Origin of the sequence: Stutzerimonas kunmingensis (assembly GCF_014764705.1) — a bacterium.
Taxonomy (GTDB): Bacteria; Pseudomonadota; Gammaproteobacteria; order Pseudomonadales; family Pseudomonadaceae; genus Stutzerimonas.
On sequence record NZ_JACXXG010000001.1, the window covers coordinates 249320 to 264217 of the forward strand.

Here is a 14898-nt window from a genome sequence, read left to right on the forward strand (position 1 = left end):
CTATAAATGAATGAAAGGTGACATCTCTTAATGGCCGATTGGCAATCCCTCGATCCCGAGGCCGCTCGTGAAGCGGAAAAGTACGACAACCCCATTCCCAGTCGCGAGCTGATTCTCCAGCATCTCGGTGAGCGCGGCTCCCCGGCGGCCCGCGAAGAGCTGGTTGAAGAGTTCGGACTGGCGTCCGAAGAAGATATCGAAGCGCTGCGTCGCCGCCTGCGAGCGATGGAGCGCGATGGTCAGCTAATCTACACCCGGCGCGGCACCTATGCCCCGGTGGACAAGCTGGACCTGGTCTGCGGTCGCGTCAGTGGGCACCGCGACGGCTTCGGCTTTCTCATCCCGGATGACGGCAGCGATGACCTGTTTCTCAGCCCCACGCAGATGCGCCTGGTGTTCGACGGCGACCGCTGTCTGGCGCGCGTTGCCGGGCTTGATCGGCGTGGGCGTCGTGAGGGCGCGATCGTTGAAGTGATCAGTCGGGCGCACGAAAGCATCGTTGGTCGCTACCACATTGAGAGCGACGTCGGTTTTGTCATTCCTGACAACCCGAAAATCCAGCAAGAAGTGCTGGTGACGCCGGGCCGCGCGCTCGACGCCAAACCGGGGCAGTTTGTCGAGGTCAAGATCACTCACTGGCCGACCCAGCGCTTCCAGCCGCAGGGCGACATCGTTGAGGTGATCGGCAACTACATGGCGCCGGGCATGGAAATCGACGTGGCGCTACGCAGCTTCGATATCCCGCATGTCTGGCCGGAAGCGGTGCTGAAGGAAGCGTCCCGGCTGAAGCCCGAGGTCGAGGAAAAGGACAAGCACAAGCGCGTCGATCTGCGCCATCTACCGTTCGTGACCATCGATGGTGAAGACGCGCGCGACTTCGACGATGCGGTCTATTGCGAGAAGCCTGGCGGCTGGAAGCTCCTGACAGGAGGTTTCCGCCTGTATGTCGCCATTGCCGACGTGTCGCACTACGTCAAGGTCGACTCGGCGCTCGACAAGGAGGCCGTGGTTCGCGGCAACTCGGTGTACTTCCCTGAGCGGGTGGTGCCCATGCTTCCCGAGCAGCTTTCCAACGGGCTCTGTTCGCTGAATCCGCAGGTCGATCGCCTGGCCATGGTCTGCGAGATCACGCTGAGCAAGTCGGGAAAGATGACCGACTACCAGTTCTACGAGGCGGTGATTCATTCCCATGCGCGACTGACCTACAACAAGGTCAGCGCGATGCTGGAGCAGCCCAAGTCAGCCGAAGGCAAGCGGCTGAGCGGGGAGTACGCCGAAGTGTTGCCGCATCTCAAGCAGCTCTATTCGCTCTACAAGGTGCTGCTCAAGGCGCGTCATACTCGCGGCGCGATCGATTTCGAGACCCAGGAAACGCGTATCGTCTTCGGTGCCGATCGCAAGATCGCCGAGATCAAGCCGACCGAGCGCAACGATGCGCACAAGCTGATCGAGGAGTGCATGCTCTGCGCCAACGTCGCCACGGCGGCATTCCTGCAGAAGCATGAGATCCCAGCGCTTTATCGTGTCCACGATGCGCCGCCGCTGGAGCGCCAGGAAAAGCTGCGCGCCTTTCTCGGTGAACTGGGTCTCTCGTTGCACAAGGGCAAGGAAGGTCCGACGCCGAAGGATTACCAGGCGCTGCTGGAGCAGATTCAGGGGCGCCCGGATTTCCATGTGATCCAGACGGTCATGCTGCGCTCGCTGAGTCAGGCCGTATACAGCGCCGAGAACAATGGTCACTTTGGCCTGAACTACGAGGCTTACGCCCACTTCACTTCGCCAATCAGGCGTTATCCCGATCTGCTGGTGCATCGCGCCATTCGCAGTGTCATCCGCTCCCGTCGAGACACGCCTCATGTGCGCCGCGAAGGCGCTACCAGCATGCCCAAGGCGCGAATCTATCCGTACGACGAAGCCGCGCTGGAGCAGCTGGGCGAGCAATGCTCGATGACCGAGCGACGCGCCGACGAAGCTACCCGCGACGTCACTAACTGGCTTAAGTGCGAGTTCATGAAGGATCGTGTCGGCGAGGCCTTCCCTGGTGTGATTACTGCGGTGACTGGCTTCGGCCTGTTCGTCGAGCTGACAGACATCTACGTAGAAGGGCTGGTGCATGTCACTGCCATGCCGGGCGACTACTACCACTTCGATCCGTTGCACCACCGGTTGTCCGGTGAGCGCAGTGGGCGCAGTTTCCGTCTCGGCGACAGCGTCGAGGTGCGCGTCATGCGCGTCGATCTGGATGAGCGCAAGATCGATTTCGAGCTGATCGGTGGTGGTACCAAGTCTGCTCCGGGGCAGCGTGACGGTGCGAGCCGTGGACGCGAGCCGGGCAATGCCGATGTGCGCAAGAGTCGAGAGCTGAAGAAGGCATTGCTCGCCGAGGCGAAGGGCGGCAGGAAGGGCAAGAGCGAGAAGGCGGCGGGCGGGAGCAAGTCGCGATCAGGCTCGGCCAAGCCGAAATCTGCAGCCAAGTCAGGTGACAAACCCACCGGCTCGAGTGGCGGTGCCAGAAAGCGCAAGGCCAAGTCATGAGTCAGCTGGAAAAGATCTACGGCCTGCACGCTGTCGAGGCATTGCTGCGCCATCATCCCAAGCGCGTCAAGCAGGTATGGCTGGCAGAGGGGCGCGGCGATCCGCGCGCCCAGATGGTGATTGAGCTGGCTGCTCAGGCACGTGTGAGTGTCGGGCAGTGTGAGCGGCGGGAGATGGATGCCTGGGTCGAAGGCGTGCATCAGGGTGTGGTCGCCGAGGTGAGTCCCAGTCAGGTATGGGGTGAGGCCATGCTCGAGGAATTGCTTGATCGCGCCGATGGCCCGCCGCTGCTGTTGGTGCTGGATGGTGTGACGGATCCGCACAACCTCGGTGCCTGTCTGCGCACCGCGGACGCGGCCGGTGCGCTCGCCGTGATCGTGCCGAAAGACAAATCGGCCACTCTCAATGCCACCGTTCGCAAGGTTGCCTGCGGTGCGGCGGAAGTGATTCCGCTGGTCGCCGTGACCAACCTTGCGCGTACGCTGGAGAAGCTGCAGCAGCGTGGATTATGGGTCGTGGGGACGGCGGGCGAAGCTGAGCAATCACTCTACGATCAGGATCTCACCGGGCCCATCGTGCTTATCATGGGCGCCGAGGGTCGCGGTATGCGGCGCCTGACGCGTGAACACTGTGATTATCTGGTGCGCCTGCCCATGGCCGGCAGCGTCAGCAGTCTGAATGTTTCTGTGGCGACCGGCGTATGCCTGTTCGAGGCGCTGCGTCAGCGCAAGAGCGCCAAGGTCGCTGGCTGAACGCCTGACCTGCTGATCTGAAACCGATTGACCTTTTTGTGGTCAATCGGTGTCCAGGCCCGTCCGCGGAGAGCGGCTTCTCGTCATATTTTGCTTGAGGGCTCCGGGTGCTGCCGGAGCCTTGCTGGGTTAGTTACGCGGCGTCAGGCTCGTACCATGGAGGTTGTATGCAGCAGCGCCCGTCTTTCGAAAGTCTGTTCCGGCTATCCCCGAATGCTTATGTCCTGCTTGATCGTGATCTGGTCATTCTGGATGCGAATGCCGCTTACCTGACGCTTACCGGGCGAAAGCTGACGGATATCCAGGGTCAGCGCCTTCATGAAGCTTTCGCTGCCGATCCGCTCAGTCCCGAGATGACCCGAGTGCAAGAGTTGCTCGATTCGTTTGCGCGGGTGCTCAGCCGCAAGGCGGTCGATACGTTGCCGGTGATTCGTTACTCCATCGCGCGACAAACGCCGCTTGGCCCGGTTTACGAGGATCGTTACTGGAGCGCCACGCACACGCCAATCCTGGATGAGCAGGGAGAGGTCGTTGCGATTCTGCAGCACACCTCGGACATTACCGAGCTGCAGGCAATGAAAGACTCGTTGAGTCAGGCGGCAGCCGGTCGGCAGCCCTTGCAGCAGTTGGAGCAAGGCGTAATGTCCCGTGCCAGGCTGCTGCAGTCCGAAGGCGAGCAGCTGCGCCGTCTGTTCGCGCAGGCGCCTGGGTTCGTCTGCTTTCTGCGCGGCCCTGATCATGTATATGAATTGGTCAATGATGCCTATCGGCAGGTCACCGGGCACCGTCAGCTGCTTGGCAAGACGGTTCGCGAGGGATTGCCCGAGATCGAGGGGCAGGCCCTCATCGGTCTGCTCGACGAGGTCTATCGCACCGGTCAGCCGTATGTCGGCAAACGTGTATCGCTGTTCCTGAGACGGTATCCGGACAAGGAGCCACAGGAAGCGATTCTGGATTTCGTTTTGCAGCCGATCGTCGAGAACGACGGCGGGGTCATTGGCATCTTCGTTCAAGGGCAGGATGTGACCGAGCAGCAGCGCAACGAGGCGGAGCTGCAGCGTTATCGCGATCACCTGGAAGAGCTGGTCCGTGAGCGAACCCTGGCGCTGCAGCAAAGTGAGGCCGAGCGACAGGTGGCTGAGCAGGCCCTGCAGCAGGCTCAGCGGTTGGAGGCAGTGGGCAAGCTGACTGGTGGCATCGCGCACGACTTCAACAACATGCTGCAGATCATCGGAGGCAACCTGCAGCTGCTACGGCGTGGTCTCGGTAGCGATCAGACTGCAGCGCGACGGTTGGACTCGGCTGTCAGCGGGGTCGAGAAGGGTGCGCGTCTGGCGTCGCAGCTGCTGGCTTTCGCCAGCCGCCAACCATTGTTGCCGCGCCAGGTGCACTTGCCGGAGCTGCTTGAGCAGATGCACGAGCTGCTAAATGGGGCGTTGGGGTCGGCGGTACAGCTGGAGCTGGAGGTGCTGGGCGAGCCATGGCCGGTGTTCGCCGATGTCGGCAATCTGCAGAGCGTAGTGTTGAACCTCGCTTCCAACGCGCGCGATGCGATGGCGGGTAGCGGACGTGTGGTGCTGCGTCTGGAGAATCGCCAGCTGGGCGAGGATGCGCCTGGCAACTCGCGTGGCGATTACGTCCTGCTCAGTGTCATCGACGAGGGCGGCGGTATGAGTGACGACGTGCGCGCACGGGCATTCGAACCCTTCTTCACCACTAAGCAGGACTGCAATGCCTCCGGTCTCGGCTTGAGCATGGTTTATGGATTCGTCAAGCAGAGCGGTGGCTTCGTTACGCTGGAGAGCGGCGAGCGCGATGGTACCGCTGTGCATGTGTATTTGCCGCGCTGCGTCGATGACGGGCAGCGGCAGGGCGCGGGAGGTGATCTCTCGGCAGGTCCGGCCAAAGCGGTGGCGGGCGACCCGCAGCCTGACGATGTCGTGGAAAACCCGGCGGCCGATGATGCCAGTCTGAAGATCCTCTTCGTCGAGGATGACCCGACCCTGCGCATGCTTACCGGTGAAGTGATGATGGAGCTAGGGCATCAGGTCGTCGCAAGCGAGACAGCGGAAGAGGCCCTGGAGGCGCTGGGGCAGCAGCCTTTCGACGTGCTGCTGACGGATGTCGGCCTGGCCGGGATGAGCGGAATCGATCTGGCGCGTGAAGCTAGTGCGCGTCACCCGAGGTTATCGCTGGTGATCGCCTCGGGCTATGCGGTCAATGCTTCGGATGTGGGCCTCGATCAGTTGCGTACCATGCTGAAGCCGTACGATATCCACCAGGTTCGCGAGCTGCTCGATGGTATTCGCGCCGAGCGTGCAGCGCTGCGCAACTGAATGTCTAAAGCTGGTTAAATATTCACCAGTTCGCCTTGCGCCGCTGTCAGCCCTTCTCTAGAATGGCGCCCCTTGCCTGGACGGCAGGCGTTTGCGCGCCTACCTGCAAGCAAGACAACAAGTCATTCACTCCTTGCCTGACCGCTTAGTCGGCAGGCTGCAACCCGTAAGGAGCAATTATGCGTCATTACGAAATCATCTTTCTGGTTCATCCGGACCAGAGCGAGCAGGTCGGCGGCATGGTGGAGCGTTACACCAAGCTGATCGAAGAAGACGGTGGCAAGATTCACCGCCTGGAAGACTGGGGCCGTCGTCAGCTGGCTTACGCCATCAACAACGTGCACAAGGCTCACTATGTGATGCTGAACGTCGAGTGCAGTGGCAAGGCCCTGGCCGAGCTGGAAGACAACTTCCGCTACAACGACGCCGTCATCCGTAACCTGATCATTCGTCGCGACGAAGCCGAGACCGAACAGTCTGAAATGCTCAAGGCCGAGGAAAACCGTAGCGAGCGCCGCGAGCGTCGTGATCGCCCTGACAACACTGACGGCTCTAACGAGAGCGACAGTGACAGCGATAACAACGCTGACGAGTAATCCACGGATCTATTGAGGAGCCTATTTCATGGCACGTTTTTTCCGTCGTCGTAAGTTCTGCCGTTTCACCGCCGAAGGCGTGAAAGAGATCGACTACAAAGATCTCAACACCCTGAAGGCCTATATCTCCGAGACCGGCAAGATCGTTCCTAGCCGTATCACCGGAACCAAGGCACGTTATCAGCGTCAGCTGGCTACCGCTATCAAGCGCGCCCGCTACCTGGCCCTGCTGCCCTACACCGACAGCCACGGCCGTTGATCCGGCTGGTCGACAGAAGTAAAGGATAAATCGCATGCGTGCCCTGGCTGAGTTCATCATGCGCGGCCGTATGCAAGCCATCTTCGTGGTGGCGGGTGCTGCAGCGTTGCCCATGTTGTTCTGGCTGAGTGCAGCCGCGGGCAGCCTGGTGTTGTTGCGCCGTGGCCTCAACGATGCGTTGGGTGTGCTGGTCTGGGCGGTATTGCCGGCACTGGCCTGGTGGTACTTCGGCGATCCGCGAACCCTGCTGGTATTGCTGGGCTCGCTGGGGCTGGCGTTACTGCTGCGCAGTCAGGCTTCGTGGGTGCGGGTGATGTTGTGCAGTGTGGGCCTTGGACTGCTGTATGTCTGGGCACTCGGTGCGGTGTTCGGCGAGCCCATTGCGGCGCTGGCCAGCGAACTGCAGAAAGTGTTGCCTGATGCATTGTCAGGCGCTTATCAGCAGCTTTCGGTGGAGGAGCGCGGACGCTTGGAGTCCTTGTTGGCACCGGTACTGACCGGCCTTCTGGCTGCATTGCTGCAGGTCGTCACCCTGCTTAGCCTGATGCTTGGTCGTTACTGGCAGGCAGCGTTGTACAACCCGGGCGGTTTCGGCAGTGAGTTTCGTACGCTGCGGTTCCCGCCACTGCTGGCGGTGCTGCTGCTGGTCGGCATGCTGCTTGGACCGAACCTGGGTGCGCAGCTGGCGGTTTTGACGCCGTTGTGCAGTGTACCGCTGGTGTTTGCCGGTATCGCGCTAATGCACGGGCTGGTGGCTCAGGGGCGTCTGCCGCGATTCTGGCTGGTGGGGCTGTACGTCACGCTGGTGCTGTTCATGCAGTTGATTTATCCGTTACTGGCCGTTTTGGCCATTGTCGACAGTCTGTTTGATTTTCGTGGTCGCGCAGCCGGTAAGAATGGCGCGGGACCTGCGAACGGTGAAGGTTAAAAGTTAAGAGGTAAGACTCAAATGGAAGTCATCCTGCTGGAAAAAGTCGCAAACCTGGGCAACCTGGGCGACAAGGTAAATGTCAAGTCTGGTTACGGTCGCAACTACCTGCTGCCGCAGCGCAAGGCTACTGCTGCTACCGCAGCCAACATCGCCGAGTTCGAAGCTCGTCGTGCTGACCTGGAAAAAGCTGCTGCCGAGCGTAAGGCTTCTGCCGAAACTCGCGCCGCTCAGCTGGCCGAACTGGAAGTCACCATCACCGCTACCGCGGGCGATGAGGGCAAGCTGTTCGGTTCCATCGGCACTCACGACATCGCCGACGCACTGACCGCCTCTGGCGTTGAAGTAGCGAAGAGCGAAGTCCGTCTGCCGAACGGCACCATCCGTCAGGTTGGTGAGTACGACGTAGCTGTGCACCTGCACACCGACGTCGAAGCGACCGTCAAGCTGATCGTCGTAGCCGGCTAAGCCATCGTCTGGCACCGCTGGTGCCTGACGAGTAACATCGGGCACGTTTCCACGCGAGTGGAACGTGCCCTTTGTTTTTTTGTAGTTTCGAATTCCGAGTGCCATGAACGACATCAGTGTCCCCCAGCAATACGATCTGGAAACCGCAGCGCTCAAGGTACCGCCGCACTCCATCGAGGCAGAGCAGGCGGTGCTTGGCGGCCTGATGCTGGACAACAATGCCTGGGAGCGCGTGCTCGATCAGGTATCCGATGGCGATTTCTATCGCCACGATCATCGCCTCATCTTCCGCGCCATCTTCACCCTGGCCGAGCGCAACTCGCCGTTCGACGTGGTCACCCTGTCCGAGCAACTGGACAAGGAAGGGCACCTGCCGCAGGTCGGCGGCCTGGCCTATCTCGGTGAGCTGGCGAAGAACACGCCTTCGGTGGCGAACATCAAGGCCTACGCGCAGATCATTCGCGAGCGCGCCACATTGCGCCAGCTGATCGGCATCAGCAACGAGATCGCCGACAGCGCCTACGCGCCACAGGGGCGTACCGGCGAAGAAATTCTCGACGAAGCCGAGCGCCTGATCTTCCAGATCGCCGAAGCGCGGCCCAAGACCGGCGGACCGATCGGCATCAACGACATCCTTGTCAAAGCCATCGATCGTATCGACACCCTCTTCAATGCGGGTGAGGCGATCACCGGCCTGTCCACCGGCTTTACCGATCTCGACGAAGCCACCAACGGACTGCAACCGGCTGACCTGATCATCGTTGCCGGTCGTCCGTCCATGGGTAAGACGACATTCGCCATGAACCTTGTCGAGAATGCCGTGCTGCGCACCGACAAGGCGGTACTGGTGTTTTCCCTGGAAATGCCCGCGGACTCCATCGTCATTCGTATGCTCGCTTCGCTCGGCCGCATCGACCAGACCAAGGTCCGCGCGGGTAAGCTTGAGGACGACGACTGGCCGCGGCTGACCTCCGCGGTGAATCTGCTCAACGACCGTAAGCTGTTCATCGACGATACCGCCGGCATCAGCCCGTCGGAGATGCGTGCGCGGACCCGGCGCCTGGCCCGTGAGCACGGCGAGATCGCCATGATCATGGTCGACTACCTGCAGCTGATGCAGATCCCAGGCTCGAGCGGCGACAACCGGACCAACGAGATTTCCGAGATTTCGCGCTCGCTCAAGGGCCTCGCTAAGGAATTCAACTGTCCGGTGATCGCCCTGTCGCAGCTCAACCGCTCGCTCGAACAGCGCCCCAACAAGCGCCCGGTGAACTCCGACTTGCGTGAATCGGGGGCAATCGAGCAGGACGCCGACATCATCATGTTCGTCTACCGGGACGAGGTCTATCACCCCGAAACCGAGTACAAGGGCGTCGCCGAAATTATCATCGGCAAGCAGCGTAACGGGCCGATCGGCACAACGCGTCTGGCGTTCCTCGGCCGCTATTCACGCTTCGAGAACCTGGCACCGGGCAGCTACCAGTTCGACGACGAGTAAGCGTAGCTGCTGTGGCGTTTTTGACGGCGGGCTGTATGTTGTTGCCGCCCGACTCAGCCGAACGCCAGCCTGCGCGGCCCGGTCCACAGGAGTAAGATTTCGCCCACCCGCCGTTGTACAGGAAAAACTTCATGCGTCCGCTGGTTGCCACGGTCGATCTGACCGCGCTTCGTCACAACTACCTGCTCGCCAAGCAATGCGCCCCGCAGCGCCAGGCGTTTGCCGTGGTCAAGGCCAATGCCTACGGGCATGGCGCACGGGAAGCGGTTACGGCGCTACGCGAGATTGCCGACGGCTATGCCGTGGCCTGCCTGGAAGAAGCGGAAGAGGTTCGCCTCAGTGCGCCCGATGCCCGCATCTTGCTGCTTGAAGGTTGTTTCGAGCCGACTGAGTATTTGCGCGCCGCCGAGCTTGGGCTGGATGTTGCCATCCAGGATCAGCGTCAGGCCGATTGGTTGCTGGCGGCCGATCTGCATCGGCCGTTGAATGTGTGGTTGAAGCTGGATTCGGGCATGCACAGGCTGGGCTTCACCCTGCACGGCCTGCGCGAATGCCATGCGCGGCTCAGGGGCAAGGCACAGGTTGGCGAACTCAACCTGATCAGCCACTTCGCCTGCGCCGATGAGCGCGGTCATGCCCTGACCGAGTTGCAGCTGGAGCGCTACAGCGAATTGCTGGCCCTGGAGTTCGATAACTGCTCGCTGGCCAACTCTGCCGCGGTGTTGGCGTTGCCGCAGGCACATATGGCCTGGATTCGTCCCGGCATCATGCTTTATGGCGCCACGCCGTTCGCCGAACTTTGTGCGCAGGAACTTGGATTGCGCCCGGTGATGACGCTGACCGGTGCCCTGATCGCCGTGCGTGATGTGTCCGAAGGTGAAAGTGTCGGCTATGGCGCCAGCTGGGTCGCGCAACGCGCCTCGCGTATCGGTACGGTCAGCTGCGGCTATGCCGATGGTTACCCGCGTACCGCGCCTTCGGGCACCTCGGTGGTGATTCATGGCCAGCGCGTGCCGCTGGCCGGCCGGGTCTCGATGGACATGCTGGCGGTGGATCTCACCGATCTGCCGCAGGCGCAGGTAGGGGATGCCGTGGAGTTGTGGGGCGCGCAGATGCCAATCGACGAGTTGGCCCAGGCCTGCGGGACCATCGGCTACGAGCTGCTGACCAAGGTGACCGGGCGTGTACCGCGCCGCTACATCGGTTGATCGGCGGGCCGTGCTTGCTCTTCCTGCTGGACCCAGTTCCCGCGCCCTTGATGCTTGGCTCGGTAGAGGGCCTCGTCGGCAGCTTTGTACAGCTGTGAAAATCTGTCGGCATGGCGTGGAAAGAATGCGGCGCCAACGCTAATCGTGACGGCCAGCGTGGCGTCGCGGTAGGGCACCGGCTGCGACAGCTCGTGCAGCAGCCGCTCGGCGATCTGGGCGGCGTCTTGTTCGACATTCGGGCCGGTCAGCAGTACTGCAAATTCATCCCCACCCAGGCGTGCCGCCATGTCGCTGCTGCGCACCAGGTCGCGCAGGCGTTGACTGAGCGTACGCAGCAGCAGATCGCCGGCATCGTGGCCGTGGCCATCGTTGATGGGCTTGAAGTGGTCCAGGTCGATGAGCAGCAGGGCGATGGATTCACCGCGGCGTCGGGCATCGCTCAACGCCATCTCGACACGCTCGATGAGATAGCGCCGGTTGGGTAGCTCGGTCAGTGCGTCGTGAAAAGCGACCTGCTTCAGTTCGACTTCTCGTTCGCTGAGATGCCGGTTGGCTTCGGCGAGCTCGGCGGTGCGGGTTTCCACTGCCAGGCTGAGCTGCTCGGCACTGGCCTGAACCTGCCTCAGTCGCGCGCTCTTTTCCTGATCGGCATGCTCCAGCGCTGCTGCCCGTTCCTGCTTGAGGATCTGCGGTAGGCCAGCGCGAAGGAGAACAGAATGGATTCTGCGGTCACCGCCAGCGGAAAGAGGTAGGCGTTCCAGGCCGCGGGCTGAACCACACCTGTGGCGCGCAGCAGGAGCAGGTTGACGCTACCCAGGATCACGCCGCAGCCGAGCAGATAAAGCAGTGCGGGGAAATAGCCCTGGCGCCAGCGACGGAACGAAGCCCACAGCGAGGCGGGAATCGCGGTGAGCGCCAGCGCCACGAATACCCAGGCGCCGAACGCGCGGCAGCCGAAGGCGTTGAGCAGCACGGCGGTGACATACAGCGTCAAGGCAAAGGTCAGCAGGCGATGCGCCCAGGGCACGAACTGGCGTGTCTGCAACAGCGTCTGGGTGAAGCGGCAGGCACTGAACCCCCAGAGTGCCGGGATGCTGATGTGGTCGAGCCAGAATGGCACCGGGCCGTTCGGCCAGAGGTACTGAAAGCCATGGCCGGTCATCGCCAGGATCATCAGCAACGCGCCGGTGGTGGTCACCACGTACCAGAAATAGGCGCTGTCGCGCAGGCTGAGATAGATGAACAGGTTGTACAGCAGCATCGCCAGGATGACGCCGTAGATCAGGCCGAGAAACAGGTTTTCGCCCACCGCCTGCTCCTGCAGGGCATCGAGCTGCCAGACCTTGAGCGGAAAGGAGTTGCCGGCGGGGTCGTAGCTGCGCAGGTAGAAGGTCACCGGCTGGCTGTCACCGAGTAGCGGAAGCCTGAACAGCATGCGTCGATAGGCATGATCGCGGCCTTCGTTGAACCCGACCAGTTCGCCGGATTGTCGCTCGATCCAGCCACCGTTGCCGTCCGGCAAATAGATGCGCAGGTCTTTCAGGGTTACCGACCCGACTTCCAGCCACCATCGAAATGGTGCATCGCTTTCCCGTTGCAGGCTGACGCGGATCCACCAGGGATGCGGACTCTGTCCGACACTGGCCTTGCCTTCGGCTGGCACGAAGCGCGTCTGTACGTCCGGGCGTTGCAGGTCGTCGATGTTCAGCTCGGCTCCGGGATCGGCCAGCAGCGTGACGTGGGCATTCAGTCCGCGGCCACTGTCACTGGCACTCAGGAGGGCGGTTTCGGCATGAGCGGAGGCCTGGCTGCAAAGGCTCAGGAGCAAGGCGAAAAGGACGACGCGCACCAGACACTCCCGGGCTCGAAGCAATGGTTGAGTCGCGCGAGTATAGCGGGCGGCAGTGACACTTCGCGCGCCCGTCGCGGAGGTCGATAAAGACCCTGCGTGATGGTCGGACTTGGTTATTTTTTGTGCTATATTCCGCGCCCGTTTTCGTTGTCCCGGTTCCCCGCCATGCACGCCGCAAAGCCATTGTTCGACTATCCCAAGTACTGGGCCGAGTGTTTCGGTCCGGCGCCGTTCCTGCCAATGAGCAGGGAGGAGATGGATCAGCTCGGCTGGGATTCCTGCGACATCATCATCATCACCGGTGATGCCTACGTCGATCATCCGTCCTTTGGCATGGCGATCATCGGCCGACTGCTCGAAGCGCAGGGGTTTCGCGTCGGCATCATCAGCCAGCCGGACTGGCACAGCAAAGACGACTTCATGAAGCTCGGCGAGCCGAATCTGTTCTTCGGTGTCGCCGCCGGCAACATGGACTCGATGATCAATCGCTACACGGCCGACCGCAAGGTGCGCTCCGATGACGCCTACACGGCGGGTGGCCTGGCAGGCAAACGGCCCGATCGCGCCAGCCTGGTCTATAGCCAGCGCTGCAAGGAGGCCTACAAGCACGTTCCGGTGGTGCTTGGCGGCATCGAGGCCTCGCTGCGGCGCATCGCCCATTACGACTACTGGTCGGACAGGGTGCGTCGCTCGATCCTGATGGATGCCACGGCGGATGTGCTGCTCTACGGCAACGCCGAGCGCGCTATCGTCGAGGTGGCGCAGCGCCTGGCCCGCGGCGAACCGATCGAAGCGATCACCGACGTGCGCGGCACCGCGTTCATCCGCAAGGACACGCCCGAGGGCTGGTTCGAGATCGACTCCACCCGCATCGACCGTCCGGGCAAGATCGACAAGATCATCAATCCCTACGTCAATACGCAGGACCTGTCCGCCTGCGCCATCGAGAAGGACAAGGGTCCGCAGGACGACCCGAACGAAGCCCGCCCGGTCGAGCTGCTGCCGCACCCGAAACTCGAGCGTGATCGCACGGTGATCCGCCTGCCGTCGTTCGAGAAGGTGCGCAACGACCCGGCGCTGTATGCCCACGCCAACCGCGTGCTGCACTTGGAGACCAACCCCGGTAACGCCCGTGCGCTGGTCCAGCGTCACGATGATCGTGAGTTGTGGCTCAACCCGCCGCCCATTCCGCTGACCACCGAGGAAATGGACTACGTGTTCGCCGCGCCCTATGCGCGGGTGCCGCATCCAGCCTATGCCGGGGCGAAGATTCCGGCCTACGAAATGATTCGCTTCTCGGTGAACATCATGCGTGGCTGCTTCGGTGGCTGCACCTTCTGCTCGATCACCGAGCACGAGGGCCGCATCATCCAGAGCCGCTCCCACGAGTCGATCCTGCACGAGATCGAGGAGATGAAGAACGTGCCGGGCTTCACCGGTGTGGTCTCCGATCTCGGCGGGCCGACTGCCAACATGTATCGCCTGGCCTGCAAGAGCCATGAAATCGAGAAGCACTGCCGCAAGCCGTCCTGCGTGTTCCCCGGCATCTGCGAGAACCTCAATACCGATCACAGCTCGCTGATCGAGCTGTACCGCAAGGCGCGTGCACTGCCGGGCGTGAAGAAGATCCTGATCGCCTCCGGCCTGCGCTACGACCTCGCCGTCGAGTCGCCGGAGTACGTCAAGGAGCTGGTCACCCACCATGTCGGCGGTTACCTGAAGATCGCGCCGGAGCACACCGAGCGTGGTCCGCTGGACAAGATGATGAAGCCGGGCATCGGCACCTATGACCGCTTCAAGCGCATGTTCGAGAAGTACTCGAAAGAGGCGGGCAAGGAGCAGTACCTGATCCCGTACTTCATTGCCGCGCACCCTGGCACCACCGACGAGGACATGATGAACCTCGCCCTGTGGCTCAAGGCCAACGGTTTCCGCGCCGACCAGGTGCAGGCGTTCTATCCGTCGCCGATGGCCTCGGCCACCGCCATGTACCACACCGGCAAGAACCCGCTGCGCAAGGTGACCTACAAGAGCGAAGGCGTCACCGTGGTCAAGAGCGAGGAGCAGCGGCGCCTGCACAAGGCCTTCCTGCGCTATCACGACCCCAAGGGTTGGCCGCTGCTGCGTGAGGCGCTGACTCGTATGGGCCGCGCCGACCTGATCGGCAATGGCAAGCACCAGCTGATCCCGGCGCACCAGCCGGCCACCGAGGGCTACCAGAGCGCGCGGCGCAAGAACTCGACGCCAGTCGGCAGCAAGAAGGCCGGGCAGGGCGGCAAGATCCTCACCCAGCACAACGGCCTGCCGCCACGCAGCCACGACGGCAACGCCTGGGACAAGCGCGAGCAGGCCAAGGCCGCGGCCGAGGCCCGGCGCAAGGCGGAAAAGAGCGGCAAGCCGACTGGCAAGGGTGGTAAGCCGCAGCGTCCGGTCGCACCCCGCTAGCGCTAGGGAGGCTTGCCGGCA

The 14898-nt window shown here is 62.2% G+C and carries 10 protein-coding genes and 1 pseudogene; 10 read left to right on the top strand and 1 reads right to left on the bottom strand.

Annotated features, from left to right (window positions below):
* Positions 1 to 30: 30 nt before the first annotated feature.
* From rnr to alr, 9 genes are all read left to right on the top strand, one after another.
* The gene (gene rnr / locus IEG05_RS01210; RefSeq protein WP_046619201.1) at positions 31 to 2535 is read left to right on the top strand and encodes a ribonuclease R; all 2505 of its coding nucleotides are present in this window, start codon (positions 31 to 33) and stop codon (positions 2533 to 2535) included.
* Entirely contained in the window at positions 2532 to 3287 is a 756-nt protein-coding gene (gene rlmB, locus IEG05_RS01215; protein WP_014819050.1) for a 23S rRNA (guanosine(2251)-2'-O)-methyltransferase RlmB, read from the top strand. Before rnr ends, rlmB begins: the two co-directional genes overlap by 4 nt.
* Positions 3288 to 3454: 167 nt before the next feature.
* Positions 3455 to 5623 carry a PAS domain-containing protein gene (locus tag IEG05_RS01220; RefSeq protein WP_046619203.1) on the top strand — a complete coding sequence of 723 codons (2169 nt, stop codon included), beginning with the start codon at positions 3455 to 3457 and terminating at the stop codon, positions 5621 to 5623.
* Between the two features lie 179 nt (positions 5624 to 5802).
* Positions 5803 to 6219 carry a 30S ribosomal protein S6 gene (rpsF, locus tag IEG05_RS01225; RefSeq protein ID WP_003298557.1) on the top strand — a complete coding sequence of 139 codons (417 nt, stop codon included), beginning with the start codon at positions 5803 to 5805 and terminating at the stop codon, positions 6217 to 6219.
* Between the two features lie 28 nt (positions 6220 to 6247).
* On the top strand, positions 6248 to 6478 hold the full coding sequence (gene rpsR, locus IEG05_RS01230; protein WP_003283112.1) for a 30S ribosomal protein S18: 231 nt from the start codon (positions 6248 to 6250) through the stop codon (positions 6476 to 6478).
* Positions 6479 to 6512: 34 nt separating this feature from the next.
* On the top strand, positions 6513 to 7406 hold the full coding sequence (locus IEG05_RS01235) for a YybS family protein (RefSeq protein WP_014819052.1): 894 nt from the start codon (positions 6513 to 6515) through the stop codon (positions 7404 to 7406).
* A 21-nt stretch (positions 7407 to 7427) separates the two neighbouring features.
* Entirely contained in the window at positions 7428 to 7874 is a 447-nt protein-coding gene (gene rplI, locus IEG05_RS01240) for a 50S ribosomal protein L9 (RefSeq protein WP_014819053.1), read from the top strand.
* A gap of 103 nt (positions 7875 to 7977) precedes the next feature.
* Entirely contained in the window at positions 7978 to 9372 is a 1395-nt protein-coding gene (gene dnaB, locus IEG05_RS01245) for a replicative DNA helicase (protein WP_014819054.1), read from the top strand.
* 131 nt (positions 9373 to 9503) lie between these two features.
* Positions 9504 to 10580: an alanine racemase gene (gene alr, locus IEG05_RS01250; RefSeq protein ID WP_191121518.1), complete on the top strand. Its 1077-nt coding sequence runs from the start codon at positions 9504 to 9506 to the stop codon at positions 10578 to 10580.
* On the opposite strand, the pseudogene IEG05_RS01255 reads toward alr, so the two are convergent.
* Positions 10568 to 12429 (bottom strand): annotated as a pseudogene (locus tag IEG05_RS01255) (diguanylate cyclase domain-containing protein). The gene alr and the pseudogene IEG05_RS01255 sit on opposite strands and share 13 nt — an antisense overlap.
* 168 nt (positions 12430 to 12597) lie before the next feature.
* On the opposite strand from IEG05_RS01255, the gene IEG05_RS01260 reads away from it, so the two are divergent.
* Complete coding sequence (locus tag IEG05_RS01260; protein WP_191121519.1) at positions 12598 to 14877, top strand: YgiQ family radical SAM protein; 2280 nt, start codon at positions 12598 to 12600, stop codon at positions 14875 to 14877.
* The last annotated feature ends 21 nt before the right edge of the window (positions 14878 to 14898 follow it).

Excerpts from the sequence above, each read along its gene's own strand:
- IEG05_RS01235 (WP_014819052.1), top strand. The coding sequence starts at position 6,513 with ATGCGTGCCCTGGCTGAGTTCATCATGCGCGGCCGTATGCAAGCCATC.
- rnr (WP_046619201.1), top strand. The coding sequence starts at position 31 with ATGGCCGATTGGCAATCCCTCGATCCCGAGGCCGCTCGTGAAGCGGAA.
- rplI (WP_014819053.1), top strand. The coding sequence starts at position 7,428 with ATGGAAGTCATCCTGCTGGAAAAAGTCGCAAACCTGGGCAACCTGGGC.
- rpsF (WP_003298557.1), top strand. The coding sequence starts at position 5,803 with ATGCGTCATTACGAAATCATCTTTCTGGTTCATCCGGACCAGAGCGAG.
- IEG05_RS01260 (WP_191121519.1), top strand. The coding sequence starts at position 12,598 with ATGCACGCCGCAAAGCCATTGTTCGACTATCCCAAGTACTGGGCCGAG.
- rpsR (WP_003283112.1), top strand. The coding sequence starts at position 6,248 with ATGGCACGTTTTTTCCGTCGTCGTAAGTTCTGCCGTTTCACCGCCGAA.
- IEG05_RS01220 (WP_046619203.1), top strand. The coding sequence starts at position 3,455 with ATGCAGCAGCGCCCGTCTTTCGAAAGTCTGTTCCGGCTATCCCCGAAT.
- dnaB (WP_014819054.1), top strand. The coding sequence starts at position 7,978 with ATGAACGACATCAGTGTCCCCCAGCAATACGATCTGGAAACCGCAGCG.
- alr (WP_191121518.1), top strand. The coding sequence starts at position 9,504 with ATGCGTCCGCTGGTTGCCACGGTCGATCTGACCGCGCTTCGTCACAAC.
- rlmB (WP_014819050.1), top strand. The coding sequence starts at position 2,532 with ATGAGTCAGCTGGAAAAGATCTACGGCCTGCACGCTGTCGAGGCATTG.